Origin of the sequence: Brevundimonas sp. (assembly GCF_052436175.1) — a bacterium.
Lineage (GTDB): Bacteria > Pseudomonadota > Alphaproteobacteria > Caulobacterales > Caulobacteraceae > Brevundimonas.
On record NZ_JBQVNM010000011.1, the window covers coordinates 48,352 to 63,073 of the forward strand.

12 protein-coding genes are annotated in these 14,722 nt (G+C 68.1%); 6 read left to right on the forward strand and 6 right to left on the reverse strand.

Annotated elements, in window-relative coordinates:
• Positions 1 to 46 precede the first annotated feature (46 nt).
• Together ACT6QK_RS04655 and ACT6QK_RS04660 are read right to left on the reverse strand one after the other, a co-directional pair.
• Positions 47 to 1,336: an MFS transporter gene (locus tag ACT6QK_RS04655; protein ID WP_444596642.1), complete on the reverse strand. Its 1,290-nt coding sequence runs from the start codon at positions 1,334 to 1,336 to the stop codon at positions 47 to 49.
• 78 nt (positions 1,337 to 1,414) lie between these two features.
• Complete coding sequence (locus ACT6QK_RS04660) at positions 1,415 to 2,242, reverse strand: 2-keto-4-pentenoate hydratase (protein ID WP_444596643.1); 828 nt, start codon at positions 2,240 to 2,242, stop codon at positions 1,415 to 1,417.
• Positions 2,243 to 2,412: 170 nt separating this feature from the next.
• Between ACT6QK_RS04660 and ACT6QK_RS04665 the strand changes: the two genes are divergently transcribed.
• From ACT6QK_RS04665 to ACT6QK_RS04685, 5 genes are all read left to right on the forward strand, one after another.
• Positions 2,413 to 3,465, forward strand: a complete 1,053-nt coding sequence (locus ACT6QK_RS04665; RefSeq protein WP_444596644.1) for a LacI family DNA-binding transcriptional regulator — start codon at positions 2,413 to 2,415, stop codon at positions 3,463 to 3,465.
• Positions 3,466 to 3,577: 112 nt separating this feature from the next.
• Positions 3,578 to 4,423, forward strand: coding sequence for a 5-dehydro-4-deoxy-D-glucuronate isomerase (gene kduI, locus ACT6QK_RS04670; protein ID WP_444596654.1), 846 nt, complete (start codon positions 3,578 to 3,580; stop codon positions 4,421 to 4,423).
• Positions 4,424 to 4,444: 21 nt separating this feature from the next.
• Entirely contained in the window at positions 4,445 to 5,203 is a 759-nt protein-coding gene (gene kduD / locus ACT6QK_RS04675) for a 2-dehydro-3-deoxy-D-gluconate 5-dehydrogenase KduD (RefSeq protein WP_444596645.1), read from the forward strand.
• Between the two features lie 21 nt (positions 5,204 to 5,224).
• Positions 5,225 to 6,271 carry a PfkB family carbohydrate kinase gene (locus tag ACT6QK_RS04680; protein ID WP_444596646.1) on the forward strand — a complete coding sequence of 349 codons (1,047 nt, stop codon included), beginning with the start codon at positions 5,225 to 5,227 and terminating at the stop codon, positions 6,269 to 6,271.
• Positions 6,272 to 6,409: 138 nt separating this feature from the next.
• Positions 6,410 to 8,062: a pectate lyase gene (locus ACT6QK_RS04685; protein WP_444596647.1), complete on the forward strand. Its 1,653-nt coding sequence runs from the start codon at positions 6,410 to 6,412 to the stop codon at positions 8,060 to 8,062.
• A gap of 164 nt (positions 8,063 to 8,226) precedes the next feature.
• On the opposite strand, the gene ACT6QK_RS04690 is transcribed toward ACT6QK_RS04685, so the two are convergent.
• From ACT6QK_RS04690 to uxaC, 3 genes are all read right to left on the reverse strand, one after another.
• Positions 8,227 to 9,726, reverse strand: coding sequence for a UxaA family hydrolase (locus ACT6QK_RS04690; protein ID WP_444596648.1), 1,500 nt, complete (start codon positions 9,724 to 9,726; stop codon positions 8,227 to 8,229).
• A gap of 163 nt (positions 9,727 to 9,889) precedes the next feature.
• The gene (locus tag ACT6QK_RS04695) at positions 9,890 to 11,368 is read right to left on the reverse strand and encodes a mannitol dehydrogenase family protein (RefSeq protein WP_444596649.1); all 1,479 of its coding nucleotides are present in this window, start codon (positions 11,366 to 11,368) and stop codon (positions 9,890 to 9,892) included.
• Positions 11,365 to 12,780, reverse strand: a complete 1,416-nt coding sequence (uxaC, locus tag ACT6QK_RS04700) for a glucuronate isomerase (protein ID WP_444596650.1) — start codon at positions 12,778 to 12,780, stop codon at positions 11,365 to 11,367. The genes ACT6QK_RS04695 and uxaC overlap by 4 nt, the downstream gene beginning before the upstream one ends.
• Positions 12,781 to 12,995: 215 nt before the next feature.
• Here uxaC and ACT6QK_RS04705 point away from each other — a divergent pair, with 215 nt between their 5' ends.
• Positions 12,996 to 13,733 (forward strand): cyclic nucleotide-binding domain-containing protein, encoded by a 738-nt coding sequence (locus ACT6QK_RS04705; protein ID WP_444596651.1) that lies wholly within the window; start codon positions 12,996 to 12,998, stop codon positions 13,731 to 13,733.
• On the opposite strand, the gene ACT6QK_RS04710 is transcribed toward ACT6QK_RS04705, so the two are convergent.
• Positions 13,730 to 14,722 (reverse strand): ATP-binding cassette domain-containing protein (locus ACT6QK_RS04710; RefSeq protein WP_444596652.1); only part of this gene is annotated, 993 nt, incomplete at its 5' end. The two genes, ACT6QK_RS04705 and ACT6QK_RS04710, sit on opposite strands and share 4 nt — an antisense overlap.

Consider the following 14,722-nt stretch of genomic DNA (forward strand, 5'->3'; position numbering starts at 1 on the left):
GGCCGGATGATCTCTCACCCGGCCGTTCGTTTTCATGCGTCCCGCATCAGACCTTTGCGGGGGCGTACTTCGGCATGATCACATGGATCACAAGAAGCGCGATCAGATAGACCGAACCCGCCACGATAAAGATGGGGGTGTAGGTGCCGATCTTCTCTAGAATTTGGCCGACGTATTTGGAGAAGACCATCCCCCCGATGCCGCCCAGCATGCCGCCAATGCCGACGACCGACCCCACGGCCTTTCTCGGGAAGACATCCCCCGGAAGCGCATAGAGATTGGCCGAGAAGCCCTGGTGCGCCGCCGTAGCCACGCCGATGATCAGGACGGCGATCCACAGGTTGGAGGCGAAGGAGGCGAACATCACCGGCACCGCCAGCAGGGCGCACAGCAGCATGGTCAGCTTGCGCGCCTTGTTCAGGCTTATCCCCATATGCATCATCCGCGAGGACAGCCAGCCGCCGCCGACGGACCCGACGTCACTGAGCAGATAGATGGCCACGATCGGCGGGCCGAAGGTCTTCAAATCCAGTCCATAGCGCTTGCCCAGGAAGTCCGGCAGCCAGAACAGGAACATCCACCAGATCGGATCGATCAGGAACTTGCCGGCCGCATAGGCCCAGGTTTCCTTGACCTTCAGCAGCTGACCCCAGCCCACCTTCTCGTCGGTGTCGGCCGGATCCTGTTCGATATAGGCCAATTCCGTCGCGGAAAGACGCTTCTGCTCGCGCGGACGGCGATAGACCAGCAGCCAGATCGGCAGCCAGATCAGACCCAGCAGGCCGGTGACGACGAAGGCCATCTGCCAGCCGAAGGCCAGGACCAGGACCGGCACGATCAGGGGCGTCACGATGGCGCCGATGTTGGTGCCGGCATTGAACAGACCGGTGGCTAGCGCGCGTTCCTTCTTGGGGAACCACTCGGTGACCGCCTTGATGCCGCCGGGGAAGCCACCCGCCTCACCGGCGCCCAGAACCATTCGGGCCATGATGAAGTGCGACAGGTCGCGCGCCCCGGCGTGCAGGATGTGGCCGACCTGCCAAATGCCGAAGGCGATGCCGAGACCCCAGCGGGCCCCGATCTTGTCCATGATCCGGCCCCAGATCGCATAGAACAGGGCGTAGGTGGCCTGGAACCAGAAGACGATGTCGGCATAGTCGGTTTCCGACCAGCCCATCTCCACCGACAGGGTCGGCTTCAGGAAGCCAATCATCTGGCGGTCGACATAGTTGATCACCATGGCCGCGAACAGCAGCCACATGATCAGCCACCGGTACTTGCCCGGCGACGGCGCCTTGATCTGGATCGGCGGCGGCGCGCTCGCAGCGTCAGTCATGATTCAACACCCGTTCCTGTTGTCCTCTGCGCGTCCCGGTTCTGTCCGCAGGGGCGGAGACCGGGTTGGCGTCGATGATTAGTGCTTCGCTTCGGCCCTGACGACCGTGCAGTGAATGTCGCCCACGCCGTCGAAGGCGCACAGGGCCTCGTCGCCGTCATAGACCCGATGGACGCCCGTCACGGCGCCGGTGGAAATCAGTATGCCCTTCTTCAGCGGCCGTCCGCGGCGCGCGCAGTGCTCCAGGAGGAAGCGCACCGATTCCATCGCACCCCCGGCCAGGGAGGGCGAACCGCCGATCCCCAGGCTCTCGCCGTTGACGACGGTCTCGACCGAAAGGCTGTCCAGACGGGCGCGCCAGTCGGCCACTTCCGGCCCGACGATCAGCCCGCCGTTGTTGCCGAAGTCCGAGGCGACGACGGCGGAGCCCAGATCGTTGATCTCCGACAGGGGACTTCCGGCCAGTTCGACGCCGATGAAGACCGCATCCACCTGGGCAGCGGCCTCCTCGATCGTCCAGTCGGTCTTGGCGGGGTCGGCGTCCACGCCGATGCGGGCGATGAATTCCGACTCCACGGCCGCGAACCCGCCCTCGAAGGCCGGCAAGGGCGTTGGCCCGTCGGTAGCCACCGGCCAGACGTTGCGGCTGAAAATCGGGCCGGAGACGCGATGCACGCCCAGCTGGGGTTGCAGGACCGGGGGCACGCCGCCGACCTTCCAGCCGACGATCTCGTCGGGGTACAGGGCGATGGCCGCTTCCTGCACCGCATAGGCCTGATCCATGGTCTGGGGGATCTGTCCGGGATAGCCGTCCACCGCCCGCGCCTCCAGGCGCGCCTGGACGAAGCGTTCGGCGATGGTCCCGGGCCGGGTTTCAGCCTTTGCGGCGGCGGCGGTCGCGCTCACAGCTGGACCGCCGACGGTTGAACTTGGATCACGGGGTCGCCTCGTCTCAAAGAGCGGCGATAATGGGCGGGGCAGGAAACCGGTGTCAATCCGCTTTCACGTCACCCCCATGGCGCGACGGCTGCGACGCGGCTATGCCTGTGTGTAACGACTGAGGGGGAAGGCCGAAATTGGCTCAGGACGATCCGCACACCACAAGGGGGGCGAAACGCGCGACGATCAATGACGTCGCCCGCGAGGCCCAGGTGTCGAAGAAGACGGTTTCGCGCGTCATCAACCAGTCGCCGTTCGTCCGCGAGGACACGCGCGAGCGGGTCAAGGCGGTCATCGAACAGCTCGGCTTCACCCCCGACCCCCAGGCGCGGGGCCTCGCCTTCCGTCGCTCCTTCCTGGTCGGGCTGATCTACGACAACCCCTCCCCCACCTATGTGGTGAACATGCAGCAGGGGGTTCTGGACGCCCTCAAGGGGTCGGGTCTGGAACTCGTCGTCCACCCCTGCAACCGCAACTCCGACGACCTTCTGTCCGAGATTCGCGGCTTCGTTGAGCGCCAGCGGCTGTTCGGCGTCATCATGCCGCCGTCGGTGTCCGAGGACCAACGCGTCATCGACCTGCTGCGCGATCTCGACTGTCCCTATGTCCGCATCGCCTCGGTCTCGCTGGACGAGCCCCGTTCGATGGTCGTCACCAACGACTGGATCGGGGCGGCGGAGGCGGCGAACCACCTGGCCGATCTGGGCCACCGCCGTATCGGGCTGGTGCGCGGCCCCGACCTGTTCCGCTCGTCGGAGGTGCGCGGCAAGGGCTTCTCGGACGCCCTGGCCGAACGCGGCATCCCGCTGGACCCGGCGTTCGACATGACCGGCGCCTATACGTTCGAATCGGGTCTGGCCTGCGGACATGCCCTGCTGTCCCTGCCCGAGCCGCCCACCGCCATCTTCACCCTGAACGACGACATGGCCATCGGCGTCATGCAGGCGGCCCGCGAACGGGGGCTGGAGCTGCCGCGCGACCTGTCCGTCGTCGGCTTCGACGACCTGCCCATGGCCGCCCGCGTCTGGCCCAACCTGACCTCGGTCCGCCTGCCGATCCGCGACATGGGCCGGATGGCGGCCGAGAAGCTGCTGGCTCCGATGCGCGGGGTCGATCCGGCGAAAATGGTCCAGCCCGAGGTCCGTCCGGCTCTGGTGGTGCGTCAGTCGGCAATTTCCGCCGATGCCTGACCCCACCGCGCGCCGAGGCTTGCAGAACGGCATGACACCGGTTACCTAACCCTCAACCAAGGGCGGATCGAGCCGCCCGCAAACCCTCGGGAGACCCGCCTTGTTCGATCCGATGTACGACAAGGTGTATCAGGCTACCCATCCCGACATGATGGCGGGCGCGACCAACGATCAGCTGCGCGACCGCTATCTGGTGTCCGGCCTGTTCGTGCCGGGCAAGCTCAGCCTCAACTATTCGCACAACGAGCGGATGATCATCGGCGGCGCGACGCCGACCGACGCCCCCCTGTCCTTGCCGACCCAGTCCGAGCCGCCGTCCCTGACCGGCGAGGCCCTTCTGGCCGCGCGCGAACTGGGTGTGGTCAACACCGGCGGCGCAGGGTCGGTGACCGTGGACGGACAGCGGATCGACCTGGGCTTCCGAGACGGCCTCTATGTGCCCCGCGGGTCCGTCGAGGTGACGTTCCGGTCTGACGACCCCGGCGCCCCGGCGAAATTCTACCTGGCCTGCACCCCGGCCCACACTCGGCACGATCTGGCGAAAATCTCGATCGACGAGGCCGTGCCGCTCGAGATGGGATCGTTGGAGACCTCCAACGAACGCACCATCTACCAGTACATCGTCCCGGCCAAGGTGAAGTCCTGCCAGCTGCTGCTGGGGGTGACGGTGCTGAAGCCCGGATCGGTCTGGAACACAATGCCGCCCCACATCCACGACCGGCGCTCCGAGGCCTACCTCTATTTCGGTCTGGGCCAGGACGACCGGGTCTTCCATTTCATGGGCCAGCCGGACGCCGCGCGGCATATCGTCGTCTCGGACGGCGAGGCCGTGATCTGCCCGCCCTGGTCGATCCACATGGGGGCGGGCACCTCCAACTACACCTTCATCTGGAGCATGGGCGGCGAGAATCTCGACTACACCGACATGCACAAGCTCGACATCTGCCAGCTCAAGTAAGACATCAGGGAAGAAGACATCATGGCCAATCCGTTCAGCCTCGAAGGCAAGGTCGCCCTCGTCACCGGCGGCAACGTCGGTCTGGGTCAGGGCATCGCCCTGGCGCTCGCCGACGCCGGCGCCGACATCGCCTCGGTCGCCCTGTCCGATTCGGATGACACCGTCGGCCAGGCCCTGGCCAAGGGCCGCAAGGCCATCTCCATCTCGGCCGACCTGACCTCGATCGAGCCGGTCGGTCGCGTCGTGCAGGAGACCTTGGACGCCTTCGGCCGCATCGACATCCTGGTGAACAACGCCGGCCTGATCCGCCGCGCCGACGCGGTGGACTTCACCGAGGCCGACTGGGACCTGGTGATGAACATCAACCTGAAGACGGTCTTTTTCATGAGCCAGGCGGTCGCCCGCCAGTTCATCAAACAGGGCGACGGCGGCAAGATCATCAACATCGCCTCGATGCTGTCCTTCCAGGGCGGCATTCGCGTGCCCTCCTACACGGCGTCCAAGTCGGGCGTGGCCGGTCTGACCAAGCTGATGGCCAACGAGTGGGCCAAGCACCGCATCACCGCCAACGCCATCGCCCCCGGCTATTTCGCCACGGCCAACACCCATGACCTGCGTCAGGACCCGGTCCGTTCGGCCGAGATCCTGGGCCGTATCCCGGCCGGTCGCTGGGGCGATCCGTCGGACCTGGGCGGTGCGGCGGTCTTCCTGGCCTCCAGCGCCTCCGACTATGTCCAGGGCGCCATCCTGCCTGTCGACGGCGGCTGGCAGGCGCGCTGATCCCGCGCTAATCCTGTCTGCATGACCCACCACGCCTCCGGCGGCAAAATTCTCTGCTTCGGCGAGATGCTGCTGCGCTTCACGCCGAACGCCAATGAGCTGCTGATGCAGTCCCCCGCCCTGACGGTGCGTCCGGGCGGGGCCGAGGCCAATGTCGCGGTGGCCCTGGCCCAGTTCGGCGCGTCGGTGGCCATGGCCACGGTCCTGCCCGACAACGCCCTGGGCCGCGCGGCGCGCGATGAGGTCCGGCGCTACGGCGTCGACGCCTCGCCGATCGTCTTCACCCCGGGCCGGATGGGGCTCTACTTCCTGACGCCGGGCGCCGTGCGTCGCCCGTCGGAGGTCCTCTACGACCGGGCCGGCTCGGCCTTCGTCGAGAACGTCCATACCGCCTTCGACTGGGACGCCCTGCTGGACGGCGTCGAGTGGCTGCACGCCTCGGGCGTGACCCCCGCGACCGGACCGAACGGCTCGGCCGCCGCCATCGCCCTGACCGAGGCCGCCGCACGCAAGGGCGTCAAGGTCAGCTACGACGGCAATTTCCGCGGCAAGCTGTGGGAACAGTGGGCCGGCGATCCGCCTGCCACCCTCGGCAAGATGCTGTCCAGCGCCACCATCGCCTTCGCCGACGACCGGGACTTCGCCCTGGTGCTGGGCCGCAAGTTCGAGAGCGCGGACCCCGCCGAGCGCCGCCGCCTGGCCGCCGCCGCCGCCTTCGAGGCCTTCCCGCGCCTGCAGCGCATCGCCTGCACCCTGCGCGTGCAGGAGAGCGTGGCCGATCAGGCCCTGTCGGCCGTCATGCTGACGCGCGGCCCTAACGATGTGGTCGTCGAAACCCACGCCGAAGCCATCCACATGGCCGGGGTCATCGACCGGGTGGGGGGCGGCGACGCCTTCGCCTCGGGCGTCCTCTACGGCCTGTGGAGCGGTTGGGACGACCAGAGGTCCCTCGATTTCGGCCTCGCCGCCGCCGGTCTGAAACACTCGGTTCCCGGCGACTTCAACCTGTTCTCGGCCGCCGAGGTCGAGGCCGCCATGGGCGCCGAAGGCTTCGACATCAAGCGTTGACTGGACGCCTTTCGGGCGTGCGGCAAAGGTTTGAAGACCTTCTTCGACGGGTCTAGGAAACCGGTGTCAGAAGTGCTTCACTGACCCGAACAGACGTCGGCCAACGGCGCGTGGAAACGTGACAGTGAGGACTATTCCATGACCGCTTCGATGAGCCGCCGCAGCCTTCTGGCCGCCGGCGCCGCCGCCACCTTCGTCGCCGCTTCGGCCCCTGCACTCGCCCAGACCGCTGCAGGCGCCACGCCCGACCGCGCCGCCATCCTGGCCGCGATGAAGCGGGCCACGGCCTTCATGACCGACGAGGTTGCCGTCGGCGGCGGCTATGTCTGGAACGTCCTGCCCGACAAGTCGCGCCGCTGGGGCGAGATCGAGGCCAACCCGACCATGATCTGGGTCCAGCCTCCGGGCACGGCCACGGTCGGCCACGCCTATCTGGACGCCTATCACGCCACGGGCGACGAACAGTTCTACGCCGCCGCCGCCGCCGCCGCCGACGCCCTGATCTCGATCCAGCATCCGCGCGGCGGCTGGAACTACGTCGGCGACACGGCCGGCGAGGAATCGCTGAAACAGTGGTACGGGACGGTCGCGGCCAATGCCTGGCGGCTGGAGGAATTCCACCGCTACTACGGCAACGCCACCTTCGACGACGCCGGCACGGCCGAGGCCTCCCAGTTGATGCTGCGCATGTGGCTGGAGAAGCGCGAGCCCCGCTTCAAGGTCGCGGTGGACAAGGCCATCGCCTTCGTCCTCGACAGTCAGTACGCCAACGGCGGCTGGCCCCAGCGCTTCCCCTTCGTCGAGAACGGCGGCGCCCATGGCCATGCCGACTATACCCCCTACATCACCTTCAACGACGACGTGGCGGGCGAGAACCTCGAGTTCCTGATCTATGCGTATCATGGCCTGGCCAATCGGAACCGGGGCGACGCCCGCATCCTGGACGCGATCAACCGGGGCATGGACATCTTCGTAAAGACCCAGCAGCCGCAGCCCCAGCCGGCCTGGGGCCTGCAGCACTTCCCCGACACCCTGAAACCCGCCGGCGCCCGCACCATCGAGCCCCAGGCCTTCGCCACCCACGCCACCGGCACCAACATCAAGTCCATGCTGGGCTTCTACCGCCTGACCGGCGACCGCAAGTATCTGGAACGCCTGCCCGAGGCCCTGGACTGGCTGGATCAGGTCAAGACGCCCCAGAACCTGATCGCGCCGGGCCGCACCCACCCGACCTTCATCCTCGAAGGCTCCAACACCCCGGTCTATATTCACCGCAAGGGGTCGAACATCGCCAACGGCAGCTACTACGCCGACGCCAACCCCAATAATCTGATCGTCCACTACGGCTCGTTCCGCAGTATCGACACCGCCGCCCTGCGTCAGGAACTGGCGCAGCTGACCGCGATGACGCCGGAACAGGCGACCCACAACTCGCCACTCAAAGCCCGGCCCGGTTCGCTGAACCTGCCCAAGTATTTCACGCTTCAGGACGTGGACGTCTGGGACATGTCGACGGACGCCCGCAAGGCGGCGGCGGCCCACCCCGGCCGCGCCGCCGAGCTCATTTCAAGCCTGAACGCCCGGGGCTACTGGCCGACGCCGATGACCACGACGTCCAACCCCTATCGCGGCCCCTCGCCCAAGGAGGTCACCGGCGGCGAATACCAGACCACCCGCGTCGGCGACCTGTGGGACACCTCCCCCTACCAGACCGACTTCCCGGTCGAGGCCATCTCGACCCAGGCCTTCATCCGCAACATGGGCGACCTGATCGAGGCTCTGGAGGGATAGGGGCAACCCTTCTCCCCTTGTGGGAGAAGGTGGCCCGCAGGGCCGGATGAGGGGTGTGTGTCATCAGACCGGACCTCCGGTGGTCTGGCGACTGAAGGGCTGAACCACCCCCTCATCCGTCAGGCTTCGCCTGCCACCTTCTCCCACGAGGGGAGAAGGATTATTTAGAGATACGCCCCGACCGCCCAGGGCACGAACTCGTTGTCCCCGATGCCCAGGGCCTCGGACTTGGACTTCTCGCCCGAGGCCACGGCCAGCATTCGCTCGAAGATCTCGCGACCGACCTCGGCCATCGGCGTGCCGGTCAGGACCGGGGACGCATCCACGTCCATGTCCTCGTCCATCCAGGACGCCAGTTTGGCGTTCGACGCGACCTTGATGGTCGGGGCGGGCTTGGCCCCGAATACTGACCCCCGGCCGGTGGTGAAGACGATCAGATTGGCGCCCGAGGCGATCTGGCCGGTCGCCGAGCAGGGGTCGTAACCCGGGCTATCCATGAAGCTGAGCCCGTGGGTCGTCAGCGGCTCGGCGTATCCGATCACGTCGTTCAGCGGCGTCGATCCCGACTTGGCCACCGCCCCCAGAGACTTCTCCAGAATCGTCGTCAGGCCGCCCTTCAGATTGCCCGGCGAAGGGTTGTTGTTCAGCTCCATCTGGTGCCGGTCGGCATACTCCCGCCACCAGTCCAGACGGGCGTTCAGCCGGTCCGCCACGCCCTGATCGGCCGCGCGACGCAACAGGAGATGTTCGGCGCCCCAGATCTCGGGCGTCTCCGACAGCATGGCCGAGCCGCCGTGGGCGACCAGAAGGTCCACCGCCGCGCCCAAGGCCGGATTGGCCGTGACGCCGGACCAGCCGTCCGACCCGCCGCATTGCAGGCCGACGGTCAGGTGGGACGCCGACACCGGTTGACGCTTCACCGTCGCGGCCTCGGAGACCAGTTCGCGCACGATCTCGACGCCGGCCTCGATGGCCCGTGCCGTGCCCCCGGCCTCCTGAATGGTCAGGGCGCGCAGGTTCGGACCCGCCTCCAGCCCCTCATTGGCCAGCCAGGCAGGGATCTGGTTCGCCTCGCAGCCCAGGCCGACGATCAGGATGGAATGGAAGTTCGGATGGCGCGCATAGCCGGCCAGAGTCCGCTGCAACAGGGTCACGTCGCTCGACAGCGACGAGCCGCCGCATCCACCCTGATGGGTGAAGGCCACCACCCCGTCCACGCCCTGGGGCAGACTGGAATCGGGGAAGGCGTCGGCGATCCGCCGCGCCACCGTCGCCGAACAGTTCACACTGGTCAGGACGCCGATATAGTTTCGCGTCCCCACCCGGCCGTCGGCCCGGACGATGCCGTTGAAGGTCGCGCCGTCCAGCGTGGCGACAGGCTTCGCATCAACCCCGACCTCGGCCTCGCGCGGGCCGTCGTCCATCATCAGATTATGGACGTGGACATGGTCCCCGGCGGCGATAGGCGCGCTCGCTCGACCGATCACCTGACCATAGCGACGGACAAGTCCGCCCTCGGCTACGGCGTGGCGCGCGATCTTGTGTCCCTGGGCGATGTCGGCGGTGGCGGCTACCGCCAGCCCCTCGGGCGTCTCCCCCGCCCCGATGTCGTCCAGCGCCACAGCGATGTCGTCGGCGGGGTTCAGGATCAGGACGCGGGACATGCTAACCCTCCAATATCTCCGCTCATCCCGGCGAAAGCCGGGACCCAGTTCTTTTGGCGCTCAGACTTGTGAGCGCGGCGCTGCTTTCGATCCCCGTTCAAACACTTCGTTCGCGAAAGCACTGGGTCCCGGCTTTCGCCGGGATGAGCGGAAGTAAGAAACATCAGTCCTGCCCGTCCACGACCAGGCGCGCAGCCAGCACCGCGCCGTGTTCGCTCAGAGACAGGTAAGCGACCCGAACCGCGTCTGCAAAGCGATCGTCCGCCGCCAGAGCCTCGGGGAAGACCGCGCGCAAAGTGAGCAGGGCCGCGACCCGCTCCGCATCCGTCGTCGCCCCCGCCAGCAGGGCCGCGGTCTCTCCGGCCAGAGGATCGTCGACTGCGACCGTCTCGCCGCTCTCGGTCACGCCTGATTGCCACCTCATCCAGGCCGCGATCCCCAGGGCTAGGGCGTCGATCCCCTGTCCCGCCGCCAGCCGCTCGCCTGCCCCGGCTAGCAGTCGCTGCGGCAGTTTCTGCGATCCGTCCATGGCGATCTGGCGCGTGCGATGCATCAGGGCCGGGTTCTCGAACCGCGCCATCAGCTCGGCGCGATAGGCCGGGATGTCCAGTCCGGGCGGCGGATTCAGGGTCGTCTCCGCCTCGTCCCACAGGGCCTGGACGAAGGCCGTCAGGGCCGGCGTCGCCATCGCCTCATGCACATGCTCATGGCCCGACAGGGCGCCGAGATAGGCCGTCGCCGAATGGGCGCCGTTCAGCAGGCGCAGCTTGGCGTCCTCCCACGGCTCGACGGCCTCGGTCAGTTGCACGCCGAAGCGGGCGAAGTCCGGCCGCTCGCCGGCGAACCGGTCCTCGATCACCCACTGGGTGAAGGGTTCAGCCTTGACCATGCCCTCGTCGCGGACGCCCAGACGGGCCTCCAGCCGGTCGATGTCTTCGGGGGTCGTGGCGGGCACGATCCGGTCGATCATGGTCTGGGGGAAGGCGCCCTCGGCCTCGATCCACGACGCCAGTTCGGGGTCGATCCGCCGCGCCATCTCGATGACCCCGGCGCGGATGCGTTTACCGTTGTGAGGAAGGTTGTCGCAGCTGATGACGGTGAAAGGCTTCAGCCCCGCCGCTCGCCGCGCCTTCAGGGCCGCGACGATGAAGCCCGGCGCCGTCCTCGGCGATCCGATGTCGGCGATGTCGGCCGCGACCTCAGGGTCATCCAGCTTCAGCGCCCCCGTCGCCGGATCAAGCCGATAGCCCTTCTCGGTCACGGTCAGGGTGACGATATGGACGTCCGCATCGGCCATGACGGCGACCAGAGCCGCCGGGTCTTCCGGTCCGACCAGAACACCCCGCCCCGCCCCGATGACCCTGAGCGCATCGCCCGACCCGTCGCGGACCACCAGCGTATAGAGCCCGTCCTGCGGGTTCAGCTGATCGCGCACGCCCGGCGACCGCAGGCTCGCGCCCAGCACGCCCCAGCGCAGGTCGCCGGACGCCAGGGCGTCGTCGAACACCACGGCCTGATGCGCCCGGTGAAAGGCGCCGATGCCCAGATGGACGACGCCGGTTTTCACCTTCGCCCGGTCGTAGCGGGGCCGCGCCACATCGGCGGGCAGCGCCTGAAGCGCCGCTTCGTTCAGCCTGCTCACAGCCTGTAGGCCGCCTTGGCCAGGTCATAGGTCAGGGCGCGGGCCAGCTCGTGCGCCTCGTCCTCCTCCATCCGGTGCTCCACCACCAGCTTGGCCAGGAAGCCGCAATCCATGCGCCGAGCCACGTCGTGACGCGCCGGGATCGACAGGAAGGCGCGGGTGTCGTCGTTGAAGCCGACGGTGTTGTAGAAGCCGGCCGTCTCGGTGACCTGTTCGCGGAACCGGCGCATGCCCTCGGGGCTGTCGTGGAACCACCAGCTCGGCCCCAGCTTCAGCGCCGGATAGTGGCCGGCCAGCGGCGCCAGTTCGCGGCTGTACGAAGTCTCGTCCAGGGTGAACAGGATCAGGCTCAGACGGTTGTCCGATCCGAACCGGTCCAGCAGCGGCTTCAGCGCCCGGACATAGTCGGTCTGGGTCGGAATATCGCAGCCCTTGTCGCGCCCGAAGCGGTTGAACACCGTCGCCGAGTGGTTGCGGAAGCTGCCGGGGTGCAGCTGCATCACCAGACCGTCCTCGACCGACATCGCCGCCATTTCGGTCAGCATCTGGCCCCGGAACAGTTCGGCGTCGGCGGCGCTGGCCGGAGCGGTCGAGACGCGCTTGAACAAGGCCTCGGCCTCGCTCTTCGACAGGTCGGCGGTGAAGGCGGTCGGGTGGCCGTGATCCGTCGAGGTGGCGCCCATCTCGATGAAGAAGGCGCGGCGATCACGCAGCCCCTGCAGATAGCCGTCCCACGACATCGTATCCCGCCCGGTCTGCTCGGCCAGGACCTTCAGATTGTCGCGGAAGCCCTCGTAGTCCGGGTCCAGCACCGGGTCGGGGCGATAGGCGGTCAGCACCCGCCCCTTCCAGCCCGAGGCGGCGATGGTCTTGTGGTGCTCCAGGGTGTCGAGCGGCGACTCCGTCGTGGTCAGCACTTCGATATTGTAGCGCTCGAACAGAGCGCGCGGCCTGAAGGCGTCGGTCTTCAGCGCCGCATCGATGACGTCGTAATAGTGGTCGGCCGTCTCGGCCGACAGCCGCACGTCGATGCCGAAGGCCTCGGCATAGACCCAGTCGTGCCACATGCGCGACGGCGTGCCGCGGAACAGGTGATAGTTCTCCGCGAACCGGCGCCAGATCGCGCGCGGATCAGTCTCGACAGGCCCGCCGTCCGCACGCGGAACCCCGAGGTCCTCCATCGCCATCCCCTGCGAATGCAGCATGCGGAAGACATAGTGGTCCGGCGTGATCAGCAGCTCGGCCGGGTTGGCGAAGTTCTCGTTCAGGGCGAACCACGACGGATCCGTATGGCCGTGCGGGCTGAGGATCGGCAGGTCCTTGATCTCGGCGTAGAGCCTCCGCGCCACCCCACGGGTGTCGGCGTCGGCGGGGAACAGACGATCGGGATTCAGCGTCAGCGGATGCGGCATGATACGGTCCTGGGTCCTCTCTGGCCGGCCTTGAACGCGCCGCCCTTGGGTTCTCCATACATCGGCGGGCCGGAAAAGACACCGGTTACCATCGTCGAAATTGATGCGTCTCAGGCATCGCTCGACGGCGCCGGCCGCGTCTCGCCGCCGCACCCCGTCGCATTGCTTACCGTCAGGCCGAGGCCTAGAAGGTCCGCGAAGGAGCGCTCCCCCGCATGCTCGACATCAAGGTGCTTCCCGCAGGCTGCGTCGAACGTCGTCAGCAGAACGCCTGCGACACCTGCGGCGCCCGCCAGTTCAGCGTCTGCGGCGCGCTCGACACGACCGACCTCGGCCGCCTCAACGCCCTCGCCGACCGGCTCAGCCTGAAGCCCGGAGAGCCCCTGGTGCGTCAGGGCGACCGGGCCGACCACCTGTTCAACATCACCTCCGGCTCGGTGCGGGTCTATCGCCTGTTGCCCGATGGACGGCGTCAGATCACCGGCTTCCTGTTCGCCGGCGACTTCCTCGGACTGGCCGCCGGCGAGACCTACGCCTTCGCCGCCGAGGCCATCGAGCCCACCACCGTCTGCCGCTTCCGCCGCGCCGAATACCGCGCCGTCATCCGGGAAAGCCCGGATCTCGAGGCCGCCCTGTTCGATCGCGTGACCCACGAACTGGAGGCGGCCGGAGAACAGATGCTGCTGCTGGGCCGCAAGACCGCCCAGGAACGGATCGCCTCCTTCCTTCTGGACCTGCCCGCCCATGATCCCTGCCGCCCGGGACCCAAGGACCACGTCCGCCTGCCCATGACCCGGGCCGAGATCGCCGACTATCTGGGCCTGACCATCGAGACCGTCAGCCGCGTCCTGACCCGGTTCAAGACCACCGGCGTCATCCGCCTGCTGGACCTCCACGAACTCCGCATCGAGGCGCCGGATCGGCTGCGGGCCATCGCCGAGGGGGAGGCTTAAACCGCCTCGACGACTCCAGCCCGCTCGACCTCCCCCATCCGCTTCACCACCCCGCAAAGGGCCACCGGCGCGCCCCTGTGGCTGATCAGGATCAGGCCCTGCCCTCGCTCGGTCAGTCGCCGGTCCAGCCGTTCCAGAACCTTCGCCTCGGTGGCGGCGTCCAGCCCCTCGGTCGGTTCATCCAGCACCAGCCAGGGCGCGTCCCTCAGATAGGCGCGGGCCAGACCCAGCCGCCGGCGCTCGCCGCCCGACAGGGTCTCGCCGTTGACGCCGATCGGCGTGTCCAGCCCCGCAGTCGAGATGCGGAACCGCCACGACAGGGCCGCATCGTCCAGCGCCGCCCACATCGTCTCGTCGTCCGCCCCGGGCGCGGCGAGACGCAGGTTCTCGCGCACCGTCCCGTCCAGCAACCGCACGTCCTGGGCCGCATAGGCGAACAGGGACCGCCCCGCCCCGGTCGCCAGATCCGCCGCATCGCAGCCGCCGATCCGCCACTCGCCCGCGACCGGCGCCCGCAGGCCCAGCATTCGCTCGATCAGGCTTGTCTTGCCGCAGCCGGACGGTCCGATGATCCCGAGTCGCGCCGGCGGCGACTGCGGTGCGCCGAACAGGGCGGTCTCCAGCACCGCATCCTGCGGCCGCCTATCGCCCGGCGCCGCATTCGGCTCGGCCAGGGCGTCCAGCCGCTCGACCGCCCCCTTCGCCGATCCGTTCTCGCGGAGGGCGCCGGCCAGCCCAGCCGCCGCCTCAACGCCGGTCACCGCCGCCAGGGCCGCCAGAGCCACGAGGGCGGGCGCGGATTGATGCGCCGCCAGCACCGCCGCCCCGACCGCCAGCCCCTGCACCCCCGCCTGCCAGGCCATCATCCAGCCGCCATAGCGGGCCGCCTTCGCCCGGGCGGCGCCCAGCGCCTCGCCCGCCGCCGCCGCTTCGTCAACGGCCCAGTCGACCAGATCGTAGGCGCGCAACTCGGGCGCCGCCGCCGCCAG

Excerpts from the sequence above, each read along its gene's own strand:
- ACT6QK_RS04655 (WP_444596642.1), bottom strand. The coding sequence starts at position 1,336 with ATGACTGACGCTGCGAGCGCGCCGCCGCCGATCCAGATCAAGGCGCCG.
- kduI (WP_444596654.1), top strand. The coding sequence starts at position 3,578 with ATGTACGACAAGGTGTATCAGGCTACCCATCCCGACATGATGGCGGGC.
- kduD (WP_444596645.1), top strand. The coding sequence starts at position 4,445 with ATGGCCAATCCGTTCAGCCTCGAAGGCAAGGTCGCCCTCGTCACCGGC.
- ACT6QK_RS04680 (WP_444596646.1), top strand. The coding sequence starts at position 5,225 with ATGACCCACCACGCCTCCGGCGGCAAAATTCTCTGCTTCGGCGAGATG.
- ACT6QK_RS04685 (WP_444596647.1), top strand. The coding sequence starts at position 6,410 with ATGACCGCTTCGATGAGCCGCCGCAGCCTTCTGGCCGCCGGCGCCGCC.
- ACT6QK_RS04690 (WP_444596648.1), bottom strand. The coding sequence starts at position 9,726 with ATGTCCCGCGTCCTGATCCTGAACCCCGCCGACGACATCGCTGTGGCG.
- uxaC (WP_444596650.1), bottom strand. The coding sequence starts at position 12,780 with ATGCCGCATCCGCTGACGCTGAATCCCGATCGTCTGTTCCCCGCCGAC.
- ACT6QK_RS04705 (WP_444596651.1), top strand. The coding sequence starts at position 12,996 with ATGCTCGACATCAAGGTGCTTCCCGCAGGCTGCGTCGAACGTCGTCAG.